Origin of the sequence: Photobacterium sp. GB-36, assembly GCF_003026135.1 — a bacterium.
In the GTDB taxonomy this organism is placed as follows: Bacteria; Pseudomonadota; Gammaproteobacteria; order Enterobacterales; family Vibrionaceae; genus Photobacterium.
Genome location: NZ_PYNY01000016.1, coordinates 33417 through 55904, shown reverse-complemented (window position 1 = coordinate 55904; position 22488 = coordinate 33417). Strand labels below are relative to the sequence as shown.

The window sequence follows — 22488 nt, the reverse complement described above, 5'->3', positions numbered from 1 at the left end:
CACATTGAGAGATAATGTGTAAATCACCTGTTTTATCTCCAAGGAAGCATAATATCTTGCGAACAACAAAAAGCATCACTGGCTATTTTTTATACAAATTTAATGCGTATGTTATGTGAAATATCTTGGTGAGAATTAATTTCGTATTATGTAGCCATTAAAAAAGGCCACCTAAGTGACCTTTGAATTATTTTTAGTTGCCTTCTAACTCAACGTTTACGCAGTAAAGCTGTACCAAATAACAGGAAAAGAGCCATAAAATTAAGACTGCCGCCACCGCCACCGCCACCATTATTATTATCGTTATTGTCATCATCATATGGAATTAAGTCATCTTTTTTTTTATCATATGGAATTAAGTCGTCAAATTTATTAACAACTTTTATTTTTAATGAATTACCAGCCTTACCCAATTCAATGGCCCCACTTTTTCCATCATTAACACTAAAGCTTAATTGACAAACATCAAATGGTTTTATTAATCGATTACAATCCGAATCAGAGTTTAAGGTAATATTATTTACCGTTAAATTCTGAACCGTAATATTATAATCTTTTCCAATATCATTTACTTCAACAACAGTTGGCACGTTCCAACCATTAATTTATTGGGTTATTACATCAATCGCATTTTTACTGAATGTTTGATAAATGACTGTTTTATTTATCATGTGAGAATTTGGTACTAGTGTACCAACAAGTGTTACACCATAAGTAAAATCATTACCATGTTCTGTATAATTATAGGCATATTAGGGAGTAGTGAAAATATCGCTGACACTTTATCTTTTTATAAAAGTAAAAGGCACGTTTATGGATTGATCATTTAAGCCAAATTACCAGCCCTACGATAAGCAATAACGAAATGATTGGAGTAATAAAGTAAAACGCACCGATAAAAAAGACTGTCTCTTTGCGGTCTGCTTTATCTATTTCGATGTAGTTCCATGCTTTTTTTACATTATCGATTTTACTGACAATATGATTAATCATCAATGCAGGTCCAATAGTAGCAGCCCCTATCAAAACAAACATCAATTCAATAGGAATATGAACGCTAAAAAAACTCTCTAGGATGATGTTAATGGTTAAAAGTACCATCTGAAAGGGTATAGTGAGAGCGAGAACCGTCTCCCAAGATTTCATTCTCCTATTAGAATGAGTTAAATTCTTAGGCGCTATACTGATATAGACAACAGATAGTAATAGCTTTAACTGATCAATTTTTTTCAATGGCGTAACCTAATAGTTAAAATCTCGCTTTTATCCAAGTATTTTCACATCTGGTTTCTTTCTGGTTCAGCATACCTCTTTATAATTACTTTTTGATATGTATACAGAACGTTTAGCAAAATGGCTAGAACATCATGAAACCTCAATACAATAATATGCTTGGCGCACTCTTAATCATTATTGCGACACTATCACTTACTATTAAAGACAGCGCTGATAAGTATTTGATACAACATGGTTACCATCCCGTTCAAATGGTATTTTTCCGCTTTGCGATCCCGTTTGTATTTATGCTGCTTTTTATGCCAAAACAGACGAAAACCGCAATACTGGCCACCAACGGTAAATTATTGATCCGTGCTGCGATGTTCCTAACCTGTGCTGTAGTTTCGGTGATCTCTTTAAAATATATCCCTTTAGAAATCTATATCGTTATTGTACAAATGAGCAGTGTAGCGTATATGCTCGGTGGTGCCATTTTTTTTAAAGAAACCCTAACCTTACCAAAAATTATCGCAACAATCTTAGGCTTTATTGGCGTAGTTGTTGTTATCAATCCCACTAATGTCGATGGCTTGCATTGGGTCTATTTATTGCCGTTACTTATTGCAGCAACGACCTCTGGCTATAACCTGATAACCAAGACTATCGACTCAAAAATATCTCTTATTTCTGTTTTAATTAACTCGTTTTTTGTTTTAGGTTCAGTTGCAACAATACTACTCATTGCTCAGCCTGATATTTGGAAAACACCGACATTAACAGCATTACCCTATTTTCTCACAATTCCAATTGTGACTATCGTGTCACAATTGTGTTTAATCAAAGCCATGAACGTGGCTGAAGCCTCTCACGTAGCGCCATTCTTCTATTTTCAGATATTGTTTTCATGTATTTTTGGCTACTGGCTTTTCAATGAAATTCCAACAACATATACCATCATTGGTGCAATTTTCATTGTAATATCAGGCTTAATTATAACTTACGCTAACTATAAACCTGGTTGTGGAAAAGCCCTAAAGCAGTCCAATAAAAAGTTAAATTCTGCACCAGAATAGTTCAAAAGCTCACCCTTTAAGTGCAAGATCATAGGATCCATACATATGTGACAAATAACTTATTGTTATAAAAGGATTAAATATTGGTATAGATTTTGGATTTAATTTTGTGGCAGATATATAAGGAGTGAATATGTATATTGAACATAAGCATTTTAAACTACCTAATAATACCTCAGAGGTTGACGTTTTCATTAGTCCAACAGGCGATATTGAAGTAATGATAGAAGGTAATCAACAAGTTCTAAAAGGCGATTTTCATCATCTTTCATTCAAGATAATAAATACAGGAGTTGATTTGATATATAAAACACGTTCAAAAAAAAGTTCTTGGGATATTATCCTTACTCAACAGGATGCAGAAACCGTAAGTAAAATGATGAATGAAGCCGATGAATATTATGAAATTATTATGCGCGATTTATAAAAATATTGGGGTTAGATACATAACCCCTTTGATAATAAAATTTATAACGCTCATATAATTACCCTCATAGTCAATATACAGTTAACAATATAATTAAGAATATTAAAATAAATATCACCACTTCAACCACCCATTAAAAATTATTATTAACTTTTATTTGACCTGACAAACTCATATAAAGATAAAGTTTATGATATTGACATGTATTTTATTGGAATCAATTGTAATCATATATAAATGATATGTTATGTATAACATCACGCCATGTTATGTGTAGAAGTTGAATACTCGATAAATAAAAATAAGTTAAATAGATGTATTTCCTCCCCAATTTACTCACTGTTATCAATCCATTTTTCTAGCCTCATCTTTTAAATAGCGGCTTCTTTTGCTCGCGGTAATGTTTACCAACAAAAAAACACCAGCTAGCATATTGCAATAATGAGTAAAATTATCTGCATTCCTTTTGTGGCTTTATCCATTGTTCTTCTTATATCACTGCAAATAATCACTTTAAAATATCTCTTTAAGCTTCGGTGTTTTACAAATCACACCAGCTAAAGCGAACGCAATGATCACGCTTGGTATACCTACGATAACAAAGTTAATCAGTGGGGTTTGTGTCATCAAGGGCTGATAAATCTTAGCGACAAAATATAAAGCGATATCTTGAAAAACATAGGCTGCAAAAGCAGTTCTAGATAACCATTTAGTCCAGTCATTATTTTTATTGAAAAAAGTTTTAAATACATAAAGTACACACATTGACATACCGATAGCGGTAAAGCCCCTAATCAACACATATGAAGATGAAGTGTATTCGCTATTAATTGCGTGTAAGTAAAACATAGTAATAAATGCGAACAGCCACATACAAATACCGACACTTGCATGTTTAACGGTTAGCTTATCTAACCATTGATATCTATAGGCTTGAATACCTAAACAAAACATGGCCATATAAGCAGGGAAATTACCCAAGCTACGAAAGCCCATTAAATTATATCCACCCACGTTTTGTAAGTATAAGAATATGTAATTTAAAGGTATCCAAATAAATGCAAAGACAATAATTATCCAGACAGCAGGGAATGGTGAATCTATACGCTCTTCTACCATAGCTTTATTATTTACAACAATTGAGTAAACAATAGAAAAAACAATTAGTGTCCAACAAAACCATGTTACACCAAGATCTATATTTCCAGTTTTAATAAAAATGGTGAAATTATTGATAAAACCATTATCAATAAATGGATTAATAACAACTAATGAGATTAAAACCGGGATACCTAATCGAATACATTTATCTTTTATAAATAATCGTTGGCCTTTACGTTCTTGAGAAGATGTTACAAAGTAAGCTGATATGAAGAAAAAACAAACTTGTGTTATATGGTTCAATTATCATTATCAATCCATCGTTCAAGTCTCGCTTTTATTATAGCGGCTTCTTCTAATTTTTCTTTCGCATGATCGGCGTGTTCACGATAGGCTTGACCTGCAAAAAAACCGGCTACTAAGAAACATAAAACCAACAAGATGAATAAGCTAATTTTCGCTTTCTTTATATTTAACATCGCTATATGTCTTCTTTTTCTCTCTAAATTGTACCTTAAAAGTATAAATTCTAACTTTATAATAATAGTTATAAATATCCAATATGACCGCTCTAACTACTCACCTTCCTATTGCTGTAATAGCTACTTTCTTTGCATAAAAATTTGATCTGCGTTGTAATATTTGTATGATATATGTCTAATTATTATTAAAAGACATAATCCAATGACTACTACACTAACTTCCCCATTAAAACGTATCCGTCGTATGCGTCGCAGTGCAAATATGCGTGATCTTGTTCGTGAACACGAATTCAAATTAGCCGATCTGATCCACCCTATCTTTATTGAAGAAACGTTAACTGAAGAAGTGCCTATCAGCACGATGCCTGGGATCTCACGTATTCCTGAAACTCTGTTGGCAGATGAAGTGAAAACACTTTATAAACTGGGTGTGCGTTATGTTATGCCTTTTGGTATTTCGCACACCAAAGATGAGATTGGTAGCGATACATGGAATGATGATGGCTTACTGGCACGTATGGTGAAAACGATTAAAGCAGCATGCCCAGATATGATGGTGATCCCTGATATTTGTTTCTGTGAATACACTACGCATGGTCACTGTGGTGTTTACCATGACGAACATGTTTTAAACGATGAAACATTAGAACTATTAGTTAAACAAAGTGTTACGGCAGCCCGTGCTGGTGCAGATATGCTTGCGCCATCAGCCATGATGGATGGTCAAGTTAAAGCTATTCGCGAAGGGTTAGATGCCGCAGGTTTTGAGCATGTGGCTATTCTTGCTCATGCGGTTAAGTTTGCCTCATCATTTTATGGCCCATTCCGTACTGCGGTTGATTGTGAATTAACAGGTGATCGCAAAGAATACCAAATGGATTGTGCTAATGGTCGTCAAGCATTACAAGAAGCATTACTTGACGAAGAAGAAGGCGCAGATATTTTAATGGTGAAACCGGGAACACCTTACCTTGATGTTGTTGCGAATCTTCGTCGCGAAACTCACCTTCCTCTTGCTGTTTACCAAGTCGGTGGCGAGTACGCTGGGATCAAATTTGCAGCGTTAGCAGGTGCGCTTGATGAAAAACGTGTGGTATACGAAACATTAACAGGCTTCAAACGTGCAGGTGCTGATTTAATTGTCAGTTACTATACCAAGCAAGTGGCTGAGTGGATGGCGCAAGACAACGCGTAAGAAACTTATTTCTACTTCCATCTTAAACCTTGTGCAATCTACAAATGGTTAAGACGACATTTAAATGAATATTTAATCGAAAAAAGTAAACAAAAAAGAGTAACTGATTGGACAGTTACTCCTTTTAGCTTAAAAAATTAACTCAAAATTTTAACTCATCGTCGCCTTAATACTATTGGCTATAGATTCCGCTTTAGGTCCTAAAATTACCTGTGCACTTTTCTTACCAATCCGCACTACACCTTTTGAACCAAGGGCTTTAAGTGCTTCTTCATCAAATAAACTACAGTCATTCACACCTAAACGAAGTCGTGTAATACACGCATCAACAGAGATAATATTACTTTCGCCACCCAACGCTTCAATATAAGCCACAGGATTAAGCCCGACTTCTTGTGATACTTTACTTTCGTCATCATCAACTGAAGGTGTAGGTAATTTAAATACCTTGATAACAAAGTAGAAAATCACAAAATAAATCACAAAATAAGCACCAATTAATGGCACCAGTAACCATGGCTTCGTTGCTAGTCCCCAGTTGAGAACAAAATCAATCAATCCAGCTGAGAATCCAAAACCATGTAAGATACCCAGTGAGTTACAAATCACCATCGATACACCAGATAACAGTGCATGAATACCGTATAAAACTGGCGCGATAAATAGGAAGCTAAATTCAATCGGCTCTGTAATACCGGTTAAAAATGCTGTAAAAGCAAGTGATAACAACATTCCACCGACTAACTTACGTTTGTTTTTCGGAGATGCTAGCGTTAAGGCTAGAGCCGCTCCAGGTAAACCGCCCATCATTACTGGATATGCCCACGCCATATAAACACCAGCAGTTGGGTCGCCAGCAAAGAAACGATTTAAATCACCACGGGTTGTAATATCAGCAATCTTAGTAATAACTGAACCATCAATATTCGGCACCATTTGCCCTATTGATAAATGTGAAACAATACTTGGGTTTAAACAAATCTGATGCAGTGATGAACCGAGTTCATACGACACTTTGGTACATTCGCCAAGACTGAACCAGAACACAGAATGTAGGAAGTAATGTAGACCTAAAGGTATTAACGCACGATTTAATACGCCATAAATAAATTCACCGATATAGCCACTATGAGCTATCCACCCACTGAAATTATCAATGCCTTGCTGCACATATACCCATACTTCACCGCATACGACAGCCATAATTAAACAGCACAATCCAGCAACAATCGGGGTTAATCGCTTCCCTGAGAAAAACGCTAAGAAATCAGGCATTTTTGCTTGATAGGAATAATTATAAGCATGCCCTGAAATAATACCGGCGATAATGCCAGCAAAAAATCCTAGTTTTACGTCAGGGTTAATCGCAGTTGTCGCTTGCGTCAAAATAAAATAACCCACAACCCCAGCTAATGCTGCAGCACCTGAACCGTCTTTTGATAAACCTACCGAAATACCTAAAGCAAAGATTAAAGGAAGATTATCAAAAATACTGCTACCCGCTTTGGCAATAAAAGAGATGTCTAACAAATCGGGTTGTCCAAAGCGCAGCAATAACGCTGCTATCGGTAATGTCGCGATAGGCAGCATCAGTGCTTTACCTAATCGCTGAAAATAAGCGAAATTAACCATATATGTATGCCTTTTTAGAGGATAGATAAGGCTGGTGAAATATAAGGGGGAATTTATATTTCACCATGAAGTATACGGATAACATTCATTGTTTATCCCTACCTTGCCTTTAGCCATACAATAATCCTTTCACCAAACAAGCTTTGATACTTTTTTATCAGTTAGTAGTACTTTTTCATCACAAACGTATTTTTAGCGATAATTTCGATACTATATTGCTAGAAAATAATACTTTTCAATCAGGTCTTATTTTTTAGATAAAATAATCTTAGGAGATCGGAATTTGAAAGCGACATTAGAAAAGGTACCACAACGTATAGGCTGCTCATGGCGATTTAAAAAAATTCTCGAGCCAGTAAAAGAGTTCAGTTGGCATTATCACCAGAAAGAATTTGAGTTACTGATCCACCGTAACTTCCGCTCACGCTGTCATATTGGTCATTACCAAGGTGACTTCGATCAAGCCACGATGATCTTAATTGCACCTAATGTGCCGCATGGTATCGAGTCAATTAGCCCTCCTGATAGCAAAGACTATGAAACTTTGGTGGTGTGGTTTAAGCAAGACTGGATCGCGAATATGATGTTCAGTTGTCAGGAGTTAAGGAAAGTTGACTCGCTACTAAAGCGCGCAGAGAAAGGCTTACTTTTTAGCCCAGAGACGACACAAAAGGTGATCACTATCGTCGAGGCTATCGATGAAAAACATTTTGATCCGATTAACTTATTGGCTGCCTTGATTCATATATTTGAAGCGCTTTGCCAAGATAAAGCCAGTCAAACCTTGCTCTCCCATAATGTTGAAAGCAAAAACCACGACCAATGTAATAAAGAGAAAATTGAGCGTCTATGTACATTTATCGATCAACATTACGCTGAACCTATAATGTTAGAAGATGTGGCTAACTTTATCTGTACCAGTGAAAGCACTATTCATCGCTTATTTGAACAGCATTTTAATGAAACCTTTATCCAATATCTGAAGAAACTTCGCTTAAACCATGCATCTGAATTATTGGTATCAAGCCGTGACCCGATTTCTCATGTTGCAGAGCAAGTCGGTTATCGAAATCAAGCCAATTTTAACCGCCAGTTTAAACAATATAAGAGTATGACTCCGCGTGAATATCGACGTACTTATAAACTTGATGCTAAGGTCTAAAAGGTGTGTTTTAACTTTCTGGTTAGAAATGATTAGGCCGATTAAGCGTTGATAAATAAACAAACCTTTTATTGTTAAAATGACAATGATTCAATCGCATCATCTATTGCTCTAAACTGAATTTTGGTTAAACACATTTCTGCTTTTGAAAATTCATGGGCTTGAATCAAAGCTGTCACGGCCTCTAATGATAGAGGATCACCTTGCATTTGAAAGCAAAACGTATTGTTTTTGGAAAGAGTAAACGTAAACTGTTGACCATCACTATCGACGATAACATCTGCATCACTCCAAATAAGTGACTGGCATTCATCCATTAAGTCACTTTCTGAGCCTAGGTAAATGAGTTCATCATCACCTTCTAACTTAAAGAAACACGGCCAATTAATCATCACTCTTACCTCTTAAGTAAGTCGATATTTATCAAAAAAGAACCACAATACAAACACGGTTTACTGTCCGATAAGTGGCTAAAATAAGCGCTATACCATGTCACCAAAGATGAGTCGTGCTGCTTTTAAGTCTGTTTCCCTATCAGAACTAAAAATACTTTCATGATATTGCTCACGATTTAGCATATATAAGGTATAATATTCAGAACTCAATACCCTACTCGCTGAAAACACTGCGATTTGGTGTATTGCGAGCGTAAATACGAAGGTAATGAAAACACATGAATTTAAACCAAGAGCTTCAAAATCTTAATAACCGTATGGACAAGTGCCAGCGTAAACTTGCTGCTGCTATTCAACGAGATGACAAAGTTATCATCAAACAGTTTAAAGATGAGCTTACCAAGCTAAATAAAAAAGCTCAAAACGTTAAACACCGTAAATCATCTGAAGTGAGTAGCAAAGGTAAAGATGTTAAGTCTCTTGCTTTTAACCGTGTACTAACTAAAGCTGAACAAGCAGATATGGGCAAACTGAAGAAAACAGTTAAAGGCCTAGTTGTTGTTCACCCTATGACGGCTTTAGGCCGCAGCATGGGTTTAAAAGAAGTTACAGGTTACGCACCTAAAGCATTTTAATAGACTTTAAGTGTCAAAGAAAAAGGCGAACATTCATTGTTCGCCTTTTTGCTTTCTAAACGACTTTCTAAACTATAAGTTATTAAATAAAAATCAACTCAGCTCATCTTCTTTAACCAATACTATACGATAAAAGCATTAAGACGCTTTTGCTGTTAATTCTGCTGATAAATGCTGATCAAAACCGTAACTGACTAAACGCTCAAACGCATCCCATACTTCATTAGGTATTGGTTGTGGTGTTGAGAATCCTAACTCTGGGTAAAAACGGATACGCTGTAAATCACCAACCATCACGTTAATCAAATCACCAAAACTGATTGTATCATTTGCATAATCATCAAAACGAATTACCGGAGATGTCACGATAGCTTTCATGTTAGGCCATTGTTGTTCAAACGTCGCCAGTGTACGTCGCTCCATAAAAGGCTTTTGAACGAGAATAAAGCTGCTCGGTGTCAGCCCTTTTTGCTGTAATAAACGACGGGTAAAAAGGACATTCTCACCTGTATTGGTTGACTCAGGCTCAATCAAAATCGCCTCTTTTGGCACCCCCATATCTAGCGCTATTTTTGCAAAATGTTCGGCTTCTGAAGTGTTAAATAAGCCTTCGGTTAGCTCACCGACGCCACCAGAGAAAATGATACAAGGTGCAAGTCCTTGCTTATAAAGTTCTACCGCTCGCTCAGCGACACGTTCATCGTTACTTCCTAGCACAAAGATACAATCACTCTTTACTATCTCATGACTCAACTGGTGATAATCCCAAATTATGGTTGCTAGTTCATAAATTCGTTTAGGCATAAATCGTCCTTATTCGCAGCAAGATGAATGAATACTCTCTGATATTTCACGCTGTTGATACAGCCCTATATTGTTTTTTAATAAGGGATAAGTGGCATAATGCGTCTTAGTTATGATTGCATAATGACAAAGATAAGAAACTCACTTAATACTGATAAAACTGTTTCAATATTGATAATCATAATTAATCACAACTCACAAAAACGTAAAGCTGTTACTGCTTTATTATATAAGGCACCGACTAATAAAAACTGAATCAAATCATAAAACAAGCAAAAAAAAGGTGACATAGACTCGTCTACGTCACCTAGTATGTTTGGTCTTAACATTATAACTTACGGTATGACACGTTTAACTCGCTACTAATCCACTTCGGGGTTATGTCGTAAATTATTCGTATACAACCAATGTTAAGCGAAACATTTAATAATTAAAATTAGCGCTTCCACCATTCAGGGATGATTGTTACGTTCGCATTCGCCGCACTCAACCAAGCCTGTTCACCTTCGATTGTTAGCTGTAATTGCATGGTACGTTCCACCACACTTTCTAGCTGTTTCAACACTTCATCGCGAATATAGACCACAGAAACATTATCTAATGCATTGATTTTACTTTCATTTGCTTGCCACCAAATAGAAGCTGCATTATCACCATAAGCAAAAATAATCACCTTCTCTGATTTATGTGACGCTTTACGGATACGTTTCTCATCAGGCAAGCCAAGCTCAACCCATAATTCAATATCGTCAATTAAACTTTTCGTCCATAAATCAGGCTCTTCCGTACTACTTACACCTTTTGTAAACTGCAAGTTGTGATCCGCATTTAAGCCCCAAGCAATGACGCGTAACATGAAACGTTGTAAAGTTTCTGATGGATGACAAGCAATAGTATGTTGCTGATCTAAATAGACATGTCGATCCATGTCTGCCACGTTCATTTGTACTTTGTAAATAGTGGCATTGGTAGCCATATAGTAAACCTTATTATTGTTCTGTTGCATGTTATACGCCCTCCGTTGAGGTTATGTCTTACATAATTAGTGCCATTTCTGGCGCGCATAACAGTAAAATTTTTGTCCTTTCGGCTAACTGTTTAAAAACAATTAGTTATCAATATGCTTTACAGCGGATGAGGATTGTATGTTACTGCGGCTTAATTTTGCGGAAATAACAGATAAAGATCAGTGTTTATTTTTATTAACTGTTCTTTGCGTGCTCTAGTCAGTGTTTTTTTTATTTTATATTCAAACACCATCGCATCACGCTTATTGAGTACTTTTTGCGACCAAGCCAATGTGAGTGGTCCTTTTCCTTTAAGGTACTTTGCACCTTTTTTACCGTGTTGATGCTCTGCAAACCGACGCTCTATATCGGTCGTTACACCGCAATATAACGTATTAGAGGAAGTTCTGATTAAATAGACATACCAAGATGTTACGTCTTTTGTCGTTTCTTTACTCATCCAATACTCATCTCATGAAAACAAAAACAGGTTCAGCAATGCTGAACCTGTTCGTGTGGGTATTCAATCATGGATGGTTTAATAGCGCAATAAAACAATGCTAAACGTATCCATTTAATCAGATCTATTCAGTTAATGAAGTAATGATTGCCTGTAACTCTGCCACTTTTTGTTTTAATTCTTCTACATCGTTTTCAAGTTGGCTAATACGTTCATTATTGCCTGAACCACTTGTTACAGCTTGTACTGCACTTTCATATGCTGAAATATCAATCTGACCACTTAGCAAATGCATGTAACGACAATCACGTTTACCTGGCTCTCGAGGTAGTTTTACAACATATGGGCCTTTCTCATCACTTGATAGCTTAGTTAACACAGCTTCAGCTTCACGTACGTCCGTAAATTCACATAACCGATTAGTACGAGTACGGATTTCACCGGCAGTTTGCGGCCCTCGAAGTAATAACACTATCATTGCTCCGAGCTCTTGTTTTGTAAATTGTAAACTACCAAACTCGGTATTACAGAAGCGATGTTGAAATTTTGATACTCGACTACCAAAACTGCTGACATCGGCAACCATACGTTTTGCTTTTAATTCCTCAACAGTGTCGAGTACTGTTGCTTCATCAAGTGACATAACAGGTTCACGGCTACTTTTTTGATTACATGCCGTGGTTAACGCATTAAGTGTCAATGGGTATTGATCTGGAGTTGTGATTTCTTTTTCAAGCATACAACCAATTACGCGAGCTTGATTTTGCGTTAAATTAATTTCCATGCCCATCTTTCACCCTTTATAAAACTAACTCATTAAAATTAGATAATATCGATATATTAACGCTACATTGAAGCTTTATTTTTGTTCTTAACAAGAGATTATCACGTTATATGCCAACAGCAAGCTGTAAAATTACAGTTTGTCTGCTTTTCAGACAACAATAACTTACTCTATTAACTCACAATATTAGTTTTCACTTTGATCAACAGGTAGATTAAGGTAATCCGCAGCAACATAATGATTACGCCCTTTTGCTTTCGCTTGATAAAGCAACTTATCTACTTCCTGATATAAATTCTCAATACTTTCTAAACCTGTAGGTATCCAAGAAATAGCACCTTGGCTCACGGTTAAAATTTTCGCTGTATCAGAATATTCATGTTTAATTGCTAAAGAGATAATCCCTTCTTTCAAGCGTTCACACTCTTTGATAGCTTGTTGACTATTACAATTACTTAGAAGGATAACGAACTCTTCACCACCATATCGTGCACAAATTTCTCCCGCACGGCTGAATTTAGTTTTCAACTGATATGCCAACAGCTTTAAGATAGTATCTCCTTCAATATGACCATAATGATCATTGAATGATTTGAAGTGATCGACATCAAGCATAATAATCGTTAGCGGCAAACCATTTCGGCCATGTAGCGACACTAGCTCACTCAATTTTTGATCGAGATAACGACGATTGGCTAAAGTAGTAAGGCCATCTTCATTGACTTGCTGTGACAATAGATCATTTGCTTGCTGTAGCTGAATTGAGGTTTGTTTTAATTGGCGTCTCATGACCGATATACGTTGCATAGCTTTAATTTTAGCCGATAGCACCATGCTATTAACAGGCTTGATCAGATAATCATCGCCACCTTTATCAATCGCCTCTGCGATGAGTTCAGGCTCTGAATGCGCACTCAGAAATATAATTGGTACCCATTCAGGAAAACACGCACGTATTTTCTGTGCAAGTTCAGTACCTTGCATATCTGGCATACAGATATCTAAAAGCACTAAATCGGGATCAAAGCTAGCATAACTGTTAAGTGCATCCTGTCCTGAAGAAAAAGCTTTAACCATATGACCCAGATTTTTCAACCTTAGTTCAAGATACAGTCGTTCAGATAAGACATCATCAACTAATAAAATGTTCATCGGCTTCATCAAGATACCTTAAGAGTATTTTTAGTCTAAGTTATTAAGCATTTTACATGCCTAATTTAATTTAGGCTTACAATGGATCAATAGTTGAGATGAAAACAAGCTTTTTAAGCATGATGGGACAATAATCACATCAAGGTAAAACATCGATTTATTACTGTTCTCTACATGATATATTGACATTTGACGTTAGAAATATAGGATTCTCCTCCTTAAACTTATGCTGTAGGAAAAAGCCATGTCTGAGATGAACAAAAACGATGATCAAATCGTTGAAGAAGAAACGTTAACGCTAGAAGACTGTTCACCAGAACTTCGTCAAGTTGTAAAATTTGAGAAAGTACCAGCAGAACTTATTGATATGCTAGTTAATGTCTACAAAGTTTCTGAGCCAAGTACACGCGAAGCATGGAATTCACTGCCTGCAAGTGCTCAAAATGTATTAGATAACTTCGAGCAATTTCATGCTCTAGTTGCACTAAGCCAAAGCTACTCAGGTGTTGATTTCCTAAGTGAAATGCAAGGTACGACGTTCCCTGAAGACATGAGTGCTGAAGAGCAAGCAGAATACAAAGCATCTGCACTTGATAAAGTTCTTCATAGCTGTGTGAAAGATATGTGTAAGCAACTTAAGAAAGCACGTCAAAATCCACCAATGAAACGTGAATTCAATATGATCTTTCAAAAGTAGTTATATTTTTATAACTATAGAACATAAGGAGTAGCATTTGCTGCTCCTTTTTTTTGTTGGAAAAATGAAGTTCAAATGTAATCAAGATAACAAAGGAATAAGCATAACATCAATTTATAAAATAATATTCAACGCCTCAATTTGTCTTTTTGACTGCTGATATTGTTTTCATTTTACTAATCATACTCTACGGTTAAATCCCCTCTTAATTAAAAAGTTGCAACAATTTAAAATGCTCAATGCAAACTTAATGCAGCAGTTTTACATAACTTCGTGATATTATACAAAATTGAATGATTTCAATAGTTAGAGGTTCATGGATGCCAAATACTGAGCAGATAAGATTCCAAACAAATGTGTGTTATGTAGAGAGCCAAGGCGTTCTTAAAACACCAGAATCTACGCTCAAGTTAAACTTATCTGAGCAATACATTTTATCGTATCTCATAGATAATTATGGTAAACCCGTAACAAAAAATGAACTCTTAAATGTAGGTTGGCCCGATCGCATTGTAACTGAAGCTTCTTTATTTCAAGTCATTCGCGCTCTACGTGTGAAGCTGAATGAAGAAAAAAAAGGTGATGTAATAGAAACATTGCCACGTGTCGGTTATCAAATTCGAGAATTCACTCGAGAGACGGTTGATTTATCAGACTCTCAACGTTTATCTCCATTAAAGAAAATCGGAAAAAAAACAATCGCTCTTTCCGCCATTAGTTTAGTCGTGATTATCAGTGGAATCGCTTGGATGAAATATCCTTATTCTGGATCGCCAAAATACTATTTAATTGATAAAGATCGAGTTGGTAGCAATGATTTTACTTATATAGCGTCAAATGCTGAAGATCTCGCAGATCTACGGGGTAAAGTAAAAGAGATTATTAATCAACAAGTTAATAAGTTCGGTTCAATTACGACTAAAAATCAACGAGTCTATCTTTATAAGACAGATAGTTTTTATTCTGCGGCATGGTGCACTGTAGACAGCAATAAAGTTTGTAAAAAGAATAGTGATTTTAGCTATAAAATAGTACCAAATGAGTGGTCGACATTTGCTGATATTGTCGTTAACAATAAAAAGAACTATCACGGTACACCGATTATTCATACTGAGAATACGCAAGAACCAACGTCAATTGCCTACACGTCATATATTGATAAATCAGGTATTCAATCAAAGGTTACGCATCTCTTTCTTACTCCAACCAATAAAAACGGCATCTTTAATTATTCAATGATGTCTTTTATTCAAGAGAAAGAGAGTGGCATGTTTCACCCTCTCTCTATCAGCGCAGCCAAAGCAATATTGTATGATAAAGGTTCTCAGTTTTTGAAAACGGTGAAAATTGAGCCTGAAATGTTTCACTGGTCTTATCAACCAAGTGTAAATTTTGATGAAAAGAAATCACTCGCTTTAAAGCATAGTAGTTTAGTTGAACAAGGTTTTCAAAATAATAAACCTTTTTTTAGTTACTTAGTGTACGAGCAACCTCATCTAGTATTAATGCTTGATAATACAACAGGATTTGTCTGGAATAACACCAGTGAAGCAAATCCTTATGCGATTTTTTCATACTCTTCATCAAGCTCAACAAATAAATAATTAAATGCGCAGTACTCTGTACTGCGCATTTTTTATTATGAAGGTTTTACAATTAAGGTTATTCCTTCTACATCAACGACCACAACCTTCTGCCCTTCAACTAAATCAACGTCTGTTTTAACACTCCATGTGGTATCACCAAGTTGCAATCGGCCATTTCCAGCATTCATTGCTTTTTCTACTGTAATAATTTGACCAATCAATTGAGCGCCACGTTGATTTAATTTTGAAACAGAGGCATCCGTTTTGTCTTTTTTATGCTGGTATCTCCACCATAACCAAGTGGTAAATAGCGCAAATACTGCAAAACAAACCCACTGTAAGGGCCATGAAACAGGTAACATTATTAATAAGACGCCGACTAGAACAGCTGAAATACCAAGCCATAATAAATACCCAGCAGTGCCAAGTAGTTCAAGTAGCAATAACACTAAGCCTAATGCTATCCAATGCCAGAAATTCATTTGTTCTAGTAAGTCGATCATGCATTCCCACCTTTATCTGTTTTATTACCCCATAACTCGGCAATACCGGCAACAGAACCCATCAAGCCCGTGGTTTCTAATGGCATCATGATGACTTTACCATTCTCAGACTGCCCTATCGCTTTTAGTGCTTCCGTATAGCCTTGCGCGACAAAGTAATTAATTGCTTTAACATCACCGTTCGCTATTGCATCTGATACCATTTTCGTTGCTTTGGCTTCAGCTTCGGCTTCACGCTCTCTCGCTTCTGCTTGCAGAATCACTGACTGTTTTTCACCTTCAGCTTTTAAAATTTCTGATTGCTTTTGTCCTTCAGCACGGAGAATTTGAGCTTGGCGCACACCTTCAGCTTCCAAAATTTCAGCACGTTTGTTTCGTTCAGCTTTCATCTGCGCGTTCATTGCTGCGGTTAAATCTGTAGGCGGTTGTACGTCTTTTATTTCAATACGAGTGATCTTAATACCCCACGGATTGGTTGCTTGATCGACAATTGTGAGTAGGCGGCTATTAATGGTATCTCGTTGCGATAACATTTCATCAAGCTCCATAGAGCCCAACACCGTACGCATATTCGTTAACGTTAGATTACGAATAGCGAGTTCAAGATCTGATACTTCATATGCTGCTTTTGCCGCATCGAACACTTGAATAAAACAAACTGCATCAATTGTTACTGAAGCATTATCACGAGAAATAACTTCTTGCGCAGGAATATCTAACACTCGCTCCATCATATTCACTTTATTACCGACTTTATCAATAAAAGGAATAATCAAATTTAGACCTGGACGAAGTGTTTTGGTATAGCGTCCAAAACGTTCTACTGTCCATTCAGATCCCTGAGTAACAGTTTTAACACAGGATGCAATAATGACTATCGCAACAAAAATAAATATAGCAATGGTGATTAACGAATCGTATGGCATAGCGTCTCTCCCTAATAAGCGTTAAAGCATTGTACCATCGGGGTAAGTAAATATGCATCAACACACAAGAAATGAGACATAGTTAAAACAGAACAGTAAATCGTAGTTGACCAGAAAAAGAAAACGCCAAATGAATAAACATTTGGCGTTTAATTAAGTACTTATTGTGTATTGGTGATTGCTACATAATTAGCATTTACGCATAGTTACATCTTCAAACTCACCATCAATCACTGTATGTGCTGATTGTTGACGGTAATCCGTGTCAACTTTGCGATCTCGTCCAGCAAAACCTTCACTAAAAGTACGCTCTTCAAATTGAACACCTTCTGATGCTAATTTGCGTTTAATAAATGGTTTTGCAATTAATGCCACGACGCCCATTAAAAGAGCCATTATCGCAGCAAAAGAAACAGTAAATAATCCAATAACTACAGCAACAAAACCAGTAAGTAAATTTTTCATGGCTAAGCCTCTCTCTATAAAATTTAGATAGAACAATAGTTAACTCACTTGTTACTATTTTCTTTCTAAACTGATCTGCACTCTCTCGTAGCAGTTATTTTTAGCTTACAACTAAATTAACTGACTGAAGATGAACCGAAGATGAACATATAACCTATTGTTCACAATCTACGTATTCTCTAACGAAAACTGAAACTTACAAAAGACCGTTAGTGATAATACAAACTATAAAGAGCCTGTTTCTATATAAGGTGGGAGGTAGGACTATGGAATACCTACAACAATGAGTCAGCTCCGATCTCATCGAACCTTAATCCCGCCATGTCGGCGATGTCCTAACTTAACGTCACCGCAAGTTAGGTCGGCACAACCCGTGATAAGCCAGATTATAGTCGCTGATTACTATTATTCTCTGCACTCCCTGCTTCAAGCCGTCGCCTAAAGCTTTAAAACTATAACACTTTAAAATTTATAAAAGCAATAATAAACAGCGAGTACGTGTTGTTTTACACAGCTTCCACTGATACTTCACACTGTATGCGGCTAATCTTATGATCTGCTAATAAAAAAAATGCATTTTGTGGTAAATCTTGCTCAAAGGTTTCACTGTAGCTCATGGCAGCATATACCCCTCTGAACACTGCACCTGTTAGACCATGTGAAACAACGATAAGATGATCAGGAATTAAGTCATCATGTAAAAAATCTTTAATTCGATGAACAACTGATTCATATGATTCACAATTTGGTGCTGAGAGATACCAATCACGATGATTCAATAGCTTCGGATTATTCTGAACTAAATCAGGAATAAAACATTTTTCCCAGTCACCTAAACTAAACTCTTTTAAGCGCTCATCAGTCGTTATTAAATTGCTATCTATTCCTAACTCTTCACAGACTATTTTGGCTGTTTCTATCGCTCTGCCAAGTGGACTGCAATAAACAGCCCAATGCTTTTTATTACCAATTTTTAGATTGATAGATGAGCCAATCATAGATGCTTGTTCTTTTCCTAATTCCGTCAAGCCTGAGTTACAATGTCCTTGTAAGCGTTGTTGAGCGTTAAACGTTGTTTGACCATGGCGTAATAGATAAATGCTTTTTGACATTGTATTCCCCTTGCGATAAGAAGAAATTACACCACTTACTACCTTACGACAAGTTGAATAGCCTTTTAATAGCAAAAAGGCATACATCAAGCCTTAACATAATGAACACAATGGGAATGGCTTGGTTTACAGGAACAAGAACGAATCAATAGTCTAACTGTTCTAAATTAAAAGTATCGTCTATATAGATCAAGACAACTCCTCCTTGAGGATAGTCACAACTCAGATTGCTAAATCGACTACGTGCATGTGTGCAGAAGGAGAAAGGAAAGAGAGGGAGAATAGTGAGTAAACCTTCTCCCATACATATGGTATAGCTATATATTTAGCGGCTCATCCAAATATCACTGAAGCGCTGTGTTGATATATGAAAAAACAAATCATCTTTTTGCTTATAAACATTAACAAATGTTTTTTCTATATCTACAAATTCTGTATTTCTAAATTGAGATACAACAAAGGTTAAATCATTATTAGTTTTAGGTGTATAAGCCCAGTAATTCAAATTGTCTTCATTTCTCTTACAATGCTTTTCCATCTCAATTTTCTTGCCATTAATGAGCATGGATACGGTACCATTAAGACCTTGAATATTGCATTGACTTAAAAAACGCTCAAAGCCATTATTGTTATACTTCGCTTTGTAGAGTTTAAAGAATAACTTTTTTCCACCGAGTTCTGGTGGCGTGATCAATGCAGATAAAACGTAATGTCCGTCAATACTTGATGAGTTCCAATCCTCTGCTTTCACATTTAATGAACACATCATCATTAATAAAGATGCGATACATAACAGCTTACTCATATTATTCCTTTAACATCAATAACAGCCACAATAAAAGAAGAACGTTCTTTTTAATCAGTTTAACAGCAATGTTATGCGTCATCAAAAGAATCATTGGCCCCATTAAAGCTAAACATGAAATTTTTATACATACTTTCTGTATTTTATTACCAACCTGTAAGGTAATTAATATTATGAATAGACATTGAACTGTATGAATCTGGGATTTATATCACTTTAATCTTCAGTCAATATTACTATTACATACTTAAATTTGCCCCTTATCGCAAAATGGCCAATTAAAATTTCATTTAATTTATGAGAGATTAACCGCACAAAATAACAACTAAGTAATCAAATTACTTGCTTAATTGTGAATCCTTTTCAGATTTCTCAATAGTATAACCCCATGTTAAGACTAGTAATATATTGACAAAGATAATACTAAATTCTCTATAAAAATAATTATTGTCAACTCCACTGCCTTTAAATGAAGGGATTTAATACCGCAGTTAAACCACTACTTGATGTTATATTTTTACATATATCCAATAAGTACCACGCCTGTCAATAAACTACATACTTAGCTTTTCCATTTTTTATGTCAATAGAATAAAAAAAGTACGTATTAAATATTATAAATACTTAGATTACTTGATATAACTTAATGATAGCGTTTGTATATACCGCGTATTCCAGTCATAGAAAACCAATATAATATATTAATAACTATCTTTTTGATTCGACTAACTAAAACCCTAAGTTATTTAAGTCTAAATACTGCTCTACTGCATCTGCAATTATGTTAATCCCATCTTCTTTCGTTTGTTGAAAATCAGAAGTTCGGATATCTGTTAAACCAGCCCAAGCTAAGATTTCATTACAAGCCGATTGCAGCTCAAAGATCCCATGTAAATACGTACCAAAAACTTGATTATCTACACCTAACATACCATCCACTCCATCGGTGAGTTTAATAGGCGCATCTTGCTCTGTTTCAACAGACGTAACCCCCGCATGGATCTCGTAGCCTGTGACAGCAACGGTATTATTCGCGGTTAATGTTAAAGAGCCAGAAACTTGCTTAAGTTGCTTATGCTGCTTAATTTCAGTCGTTATAGGTAAATACCCAAGCCCTTGTGTATTTCCACTTTTCCCTTCAATACCATAAGGATCTGAAATTGACTCTCCAAGCATTTGATAACCGCCACATATTCCCATCACTTTGCCACCGAAACGCAAATGACGTTGTATCTGTTTATCCCAATGTTGAGATCGTAGATAATCTAGATCGCTGCGCACACTTTTAGAACCCGGTAAAATAATTAAATCAGCAGGGGGGATCGCTTGTCCTTTACCAATAAATTGTAAGTTAACCTGTGGGTGCATCCGCAACGGATCAAAATCGGTATGATTACTTATACGTGGAAACACGGGCACTATAACCGTAATAGCATTATCTTCTGCATCGATTTGTTGAACGTTAATGGCATCTTCAGCCTCTAGCATTAGACCATGCAGATAAGGCAACACACCAATAACCGGTTTACCTGTTTTTTTCTCAAGCCAATCAAGCCCTGATTCTAATAATTTAATATCTCCTCTAAATCTATTTATAACAAAGCCTTTCACTCGCGCTTGTTCAGATTTAGATAACAGAGCTAATGTGCCATAGAGATGCGCAAATACTCCTCCTCTGTCTATATCAGCAACAATAATCACAGGGACATCCGCTTCTTCAGCAAAGCCCATGTTGGCAACATCATTTTCACGAAGATTTATTTCAGCAGGACTACCAGCGCCTTCTATGATTACCGCATCATATTCTTCCGTCAGCCGCTGGAAAGATTCTAATATAGGCTTCATAACAACTTTCTTATAGCTGTTATAGCCAATCGCATTCATATCTTCCAACACCTTACCCTGAACAATTACTTGGGCTCCAATATCCGTATTGGGTTTTAATAACACTGGATTCATATGAACGGTGGGCTCAATACCACAAGCGAAAGCTTGTACGGCTTGTGCTCGACCAATTTCGCCGCCATCTTTCGTTACAGCACTATTAAGCGCCATATTTTGTGATTTAAATGGCGCAACACGAATGCCTTTACGCGCAAGTACACGACATATTCCAGCGACAAGCACACTTTTCCCTGCATCTGATGTTGTGCCTTGAACCATTAATGTCCGTGTTGTATTCGCTATTTTATCCATGTTTTGTTTTATTAAATCCTGTAAAGATATTGCAATTAATCACAAAATGGCGGCCATTGTAGCTGAGGCCAATCTTGTTGATTATCATGATAGACAGTAATGCGCATTCTGGCGGCATAAGGTAAATGAATGCGATGAAGGTAGGTGTTATTACGTGGCATTTCTAGTAACAGACGTAACAGCTGACGCATAACGCCAGAATGCGTAACCAATAAGATTTTTTTTCCTTTATGCTGTGTTAATAAATCTTGCCAAGCTCGCTTTATCCGAATATCAAACTGCTCTAGCGTTTCGCCATTATGTGGCGCTGTTCCGTCTTCACAAACGTGCCAGGGATCGTGCCAATAATGGTCAATATTATCCCCAAGTTGTTCAACTAACTGCTGACGCGTTAACCCATCCCAATCTCCAAAATCCATTTCTCGCCAACTATCACTATGCAAAACATTAATCATGAATTTATGTGCCATAAAATCAGCAAATGAAGAGCAACGTTGTAATGAGGAGCTTACAATACAATCAAGGTCTTTGAGATTTTCGATGGCCACCTTCATTTGCTCAAAACCTTGTTCAGTTAGTACAAAATCAGTGTGGCCTCGTAAACAATTATCACCTTCAGGTAAACCATGCCGTAGAATATCTATTTGGGTTATCTTTGCCATTAGATCCTC

General features: G+C 36.3%; 25 protein-coding genes. 7 read left to right on the top strand and 18 right to left on the bottom strand.

Translation table 11 applies throughout. The features are described 5' to 3' along the window. Nucleotides 1–209 precede the first annotated feature (209 nt). Together C9J46_RS14375 and C9J46_RS14370 are read right to left on the bottom strand one after the other, a co-directional pair. On the bottom strand, nt 210–590 hold the full coding sequence (locus C9J46_RS14375) for a GlyGly-CTERM sorting domain-containing protein (protein WP_107291089.1): 381 nt from the start codon (nt 588–590) through the stop codon (nt 210–212). Nucleotides 591–822: 232 nt separating this feature from the next. Beyond that, on the bottom strand, nt 823–1233 hold the full coding sequence (locus tag C9J46_RS14370) for a hypothetical protein (protein ID WP_146144064.1): 411 nt from the start codon (nt 1231–1233) through the stop codon (nt 823–825). A 134-nt stretch (nt 1234–1367) separates the two neighbouring features. Here C9J46_RS14370 and C9J46_RS14365 point away from each other — a divergent pair, with 134 nt between their 5' ends. After that, nucleotides 1368–2291: a DMT family transporter gene (locus tag C9J46_RS14365; protein ID WP_107207233.1), complete on the top strand. Its 924-nt coding sequence runs from the start codon at nt 1368–1370 to the stop codon at nt 2289–2291. Between the two features lie 133 nt (nt 2292–2424). Further along, entirely contained in the window at nt 2425–2718 is a 294-nt protein-coding gene (locus C9J46_RS14360; protein WP_107207234.1) for a hypothetical protein, read from the top strand. 513 nt (nt 2719–3231) lie between these two features. On the opposite strand, the gene C9J46_RS14355 is transcribed toward C9J46_RS14360, so the two are convergent. Continuing rightward, complete coding sequence (locus C9J46_RS14355; protein WP_107291088.1) at nt 3232–4122, bottom strand: acyltransferase; 891 nt, start codon at nt 4120–4122, stop codon at nt 3232–3234. Then, nucleotides 4119–4298, bottom strand: a complete 180-nt coding sequence (locus tag C9J46_RS14350; protein WP_107291087.1) for a delta-aminolevulinic acid dehydratase — start codon at nt 4296–4298, stop codon at nt 4119–4121. Before C9J46_RS14350 ends, C9J46_RS14355 begins: the two co-directional genes overlap by 4 nt. Nucleotides 4299–4503: 205 nt before the next feature. Between C9J46_RS14350 and hemB the strand changes: the two genes are divergently transcribed. Beyond that, the gene (hemB, locus tag C9J46_RS14345) at nt 4504–5496 is read left to right on the top strand and encodes a porphobilinogen synthase (RefSeq protein ID WP_107247168.1); all 993 of its coding nucleotides are present in this window, start codon (nt 4504–4506) and stop codon (nt 5494–5496) included. A gap of 150 nt (nt 5497–5646) precedes the next feature. Here the strand turns inward: hemB and nagE are convergent, their stop codons facing one another. After that, nucleotides 5647–7128 carry an N-acetylglucosamine-specific PTS transporter subunit IIBC gene (nagE, locus tag C9J46_RS14340; protein WP_107208543.1) on the bottom strand — a complete coding sequence of 494 codons (1482 nt, stop codon included), beginning with the start codon at nt 7126–7128 and terminating at the stop codon, nt 5647–5649. A 283-nt stretch (nt 7129–7411) separates the two neighbouring features. On the opposite strand from nagE, the gene C9J46_RS14335 reads away from it, so the two are divergent. Beyond that, entirely contained in the window at nt 7412–8290 is an 879-nt protein-coding gene (locus C9J46_RS14335; protein ID WP_107247167.1) for an AraC family transcriptional regulator, read from the top strand. Between the two features lie 74 nt (nt 8291–8364). Here the strand turns inward: C9J46_RS14335 and C9J46_RS14330 are convergent, their stop codons facing one another. Then, nucleotides 8365–8682 carry a DUF4144 family protein gene (locus C9J46_RS14330; protein WP_107247166.1) on the bottom strand — a complete coding sequence of 106 codons (318 nt, stop codon included), beginning with the start codon at nt 8680–8682 and terminating at the stop codon, nt 8365–8367. A 281-nt stretch (nt 8683–8963) separates the two neighbouring features. Here C9J46_RS14330 and C9J46_RS14325 point away from each other — a divergent pair, with 281 nt between their 5' ends. After that, nucleotides 8964–9320 (top strand): YibL family ribosome-associated protein, encoded by a 357-nt coding sequence (locus C9J46_RS14325; RefSeq protein WP_006643799.1) that lies wholly within the window; start codon nt 8964–8966, stop codon nt 9318–9320. A 138-nt stretch (nt 9321–9458) separates the two neighbouring features. Here C9J46_RS14325 and C9J46_RS14320 read toward each other — a convergent pair whose 3' ends face one another. The 5 genes from C9J46_RS14320 to C9J46_RS14300 form a co-directional block, all read right to left on the bottom strand. Continuing rightward, a complete protein-coding gene (locus tag C9J46_RS14320; RefSeq protein WP_107247165.1) occupies nt 9459–10124 on the bottom strand; it encodes a YdcF family protein in 666 nt (221 codons plus the stop codon). Between the two features lie 436 nt (nt 10125–10560). Then, on the bottom strand, nt 10561–11100 hold the full coding sequence (locus C9J46_RS14315; protein ID WP_199187085.1) for a YaeQ family protein: 540 nt from the start codon (nt 11098–11100) through the stop codon (nt 10561–10563). Nucleotides 11101–11282: 182 nt separating this feature from the next. Beyond that, a complete protein-coding gene (locus C9J46_RS14310) occupies nt 11283–11591 on the bottom strand; it encodes a GIY-YIG nuclease family protein (RefSeq protein WP_107247164.1) in 309 nt (102 codons plus the stop codon). Nucleotides 11592–11715: 124 nt separating this feature from the next. Next, nucleotides 11716–12375, bottom strand: a complete 660-nt coding sequence (locus tag C9J46_RS14305; protein WP_199187080.1) for a YceH family protein — start codon at nt 12373–12375, stop codon at nt 11716–11718. A 186-nt stretch (nt 12376–12561) separates the two neighbouring features. Next, the gene (locus C9J46_RS14300; RefSeq protein ID WP_107208536.1) at nt 12562–13536 is read right to left on the bottom strand and encodes a diguanylate cyclase; all 975 of its coding nucleotides are present in this window, start codon (nt 13534–13536) and stop codon (nt 12562–12564) included. Between the two features lie 235 nt (nt 13537–13771). Here C9J46_RS14300 and C9J46_RS14295 point away from each other — a divergent pair, with 235 nt between their 5' ends. Together C9J46_RS14295 and C9J46_RS14290 are read left to right on the top strand one after the other, a co-directional pair. Then, on the top strand, nt 13772–14224 hold the full coding sequence (locus C9J46_RS14295) for a DUF3069 domain-containing protein (RefSeq protein WP_107208535.1): 453 nt from the start codon (nt 13772–13774) through the stop codon (nt 14222–14224). Nucleotides 14225–14544: 320 nt separating this feature from the next. Beyond that, nucleotides 14545–15828, top strand: a complete 1284-nt coding sequence (locus C9J46_RS14290; protein WP_107208534.1) for a winged helix-turn-helix domain-containing protein — start codon at nt 14545–14547, stop codon at nt 15826–15828. A 35-nt stretch (nt 15829–15863) separates the two neighbouring features. On the opposite strand, the gene C9J46_RS14285 is transcribed toward C9J46_RS14290, so the two are convergent. The 7 genes from C9J46_RS14285 to C9J46_RS14255 all read right to left on the bottom strand — a co-directional run bounded on the left by C9J46_RS14285 (nt 15864) and on the right by C9J46_RS14255 (nt 22479). After that, nucleotides 15864–16313, bottom strand: coding sequence for an NfeD family protein (locus tag C9J46_RS14285; RefSeq protein ID WP_107208533.1), 450 nt, complete (start codon nt 16311–16313; stop codon nt 15864–15866). Then, entirely contained in the window at nt 16310–17239 is a 930-nt protein-coding gene (locus tag C9J46_RS14280; protein WP_107208532.1) for an SPFH domain-containing protein, read from the bottom strand. The genes C9J46_RS14285 and C9J46_RS14280 overlap by 4 nt, the downstream gene beginning before the upstream one ends. Before the next feature lie 189 nt (nt 17240–17428). Further along, on the bottom strand, nt 17429–17704 hold the full coding sequence (locus C9J46_RS14275; protein ID WP_105062330.1) for a hypothetical protein: 276 nt from the start codon (nt 17702–17704) through the stop codon (nt 17429–17431). 506 nt (nt 17705–18210) lie between these two features. Then, on the bottom strand, nt 18211–18816 hold the full coding sequence (locus C9J46_RS14270; RefSeq protein ID WP_107208531.1) for a histidine phosphatase family protein: 606 nt from the start codon (nt 18814–18816) through the stop codon (nt 18211–18213). Between the two features lie 325 nt (nt 18817–19141). After that, nucleotides 19142–19621, bottom strand: coding sequence for a hypothetical protein (locus tag C9J46_RS14265; protein WP_107208530.1), 480 nt, complete (start codon nt 19619–19621; stop codon nt 19142–19144). A gap of 729 nt (nt 19622–20350) precedes the next feature. After that, nucleotides 20351–21817, bottom strand: coding sequence for a cobyric acid synthase (locus tag C9J46_RS14260; protein WP_107291086.1), 1467 nt, complete (start codon nt 21815–21817; stop codon nt 20351–20353). Nucleotides 21818–21852: 35 nt separating this feature from the next. Then, the gene (locus C9J46_RS14255; protein ID WP_107247160.1) at nt 21853–22479 is read right to left on the bottom strand and encodes a histidine phosphatase family protein; all 627 of its coding nucleotides are present in this window, start codon (nt 22477–22479) and stop codon (nt 21853–21855) included. Nucleotides 22480–22488: the final 9 nt, after the last annotated feature.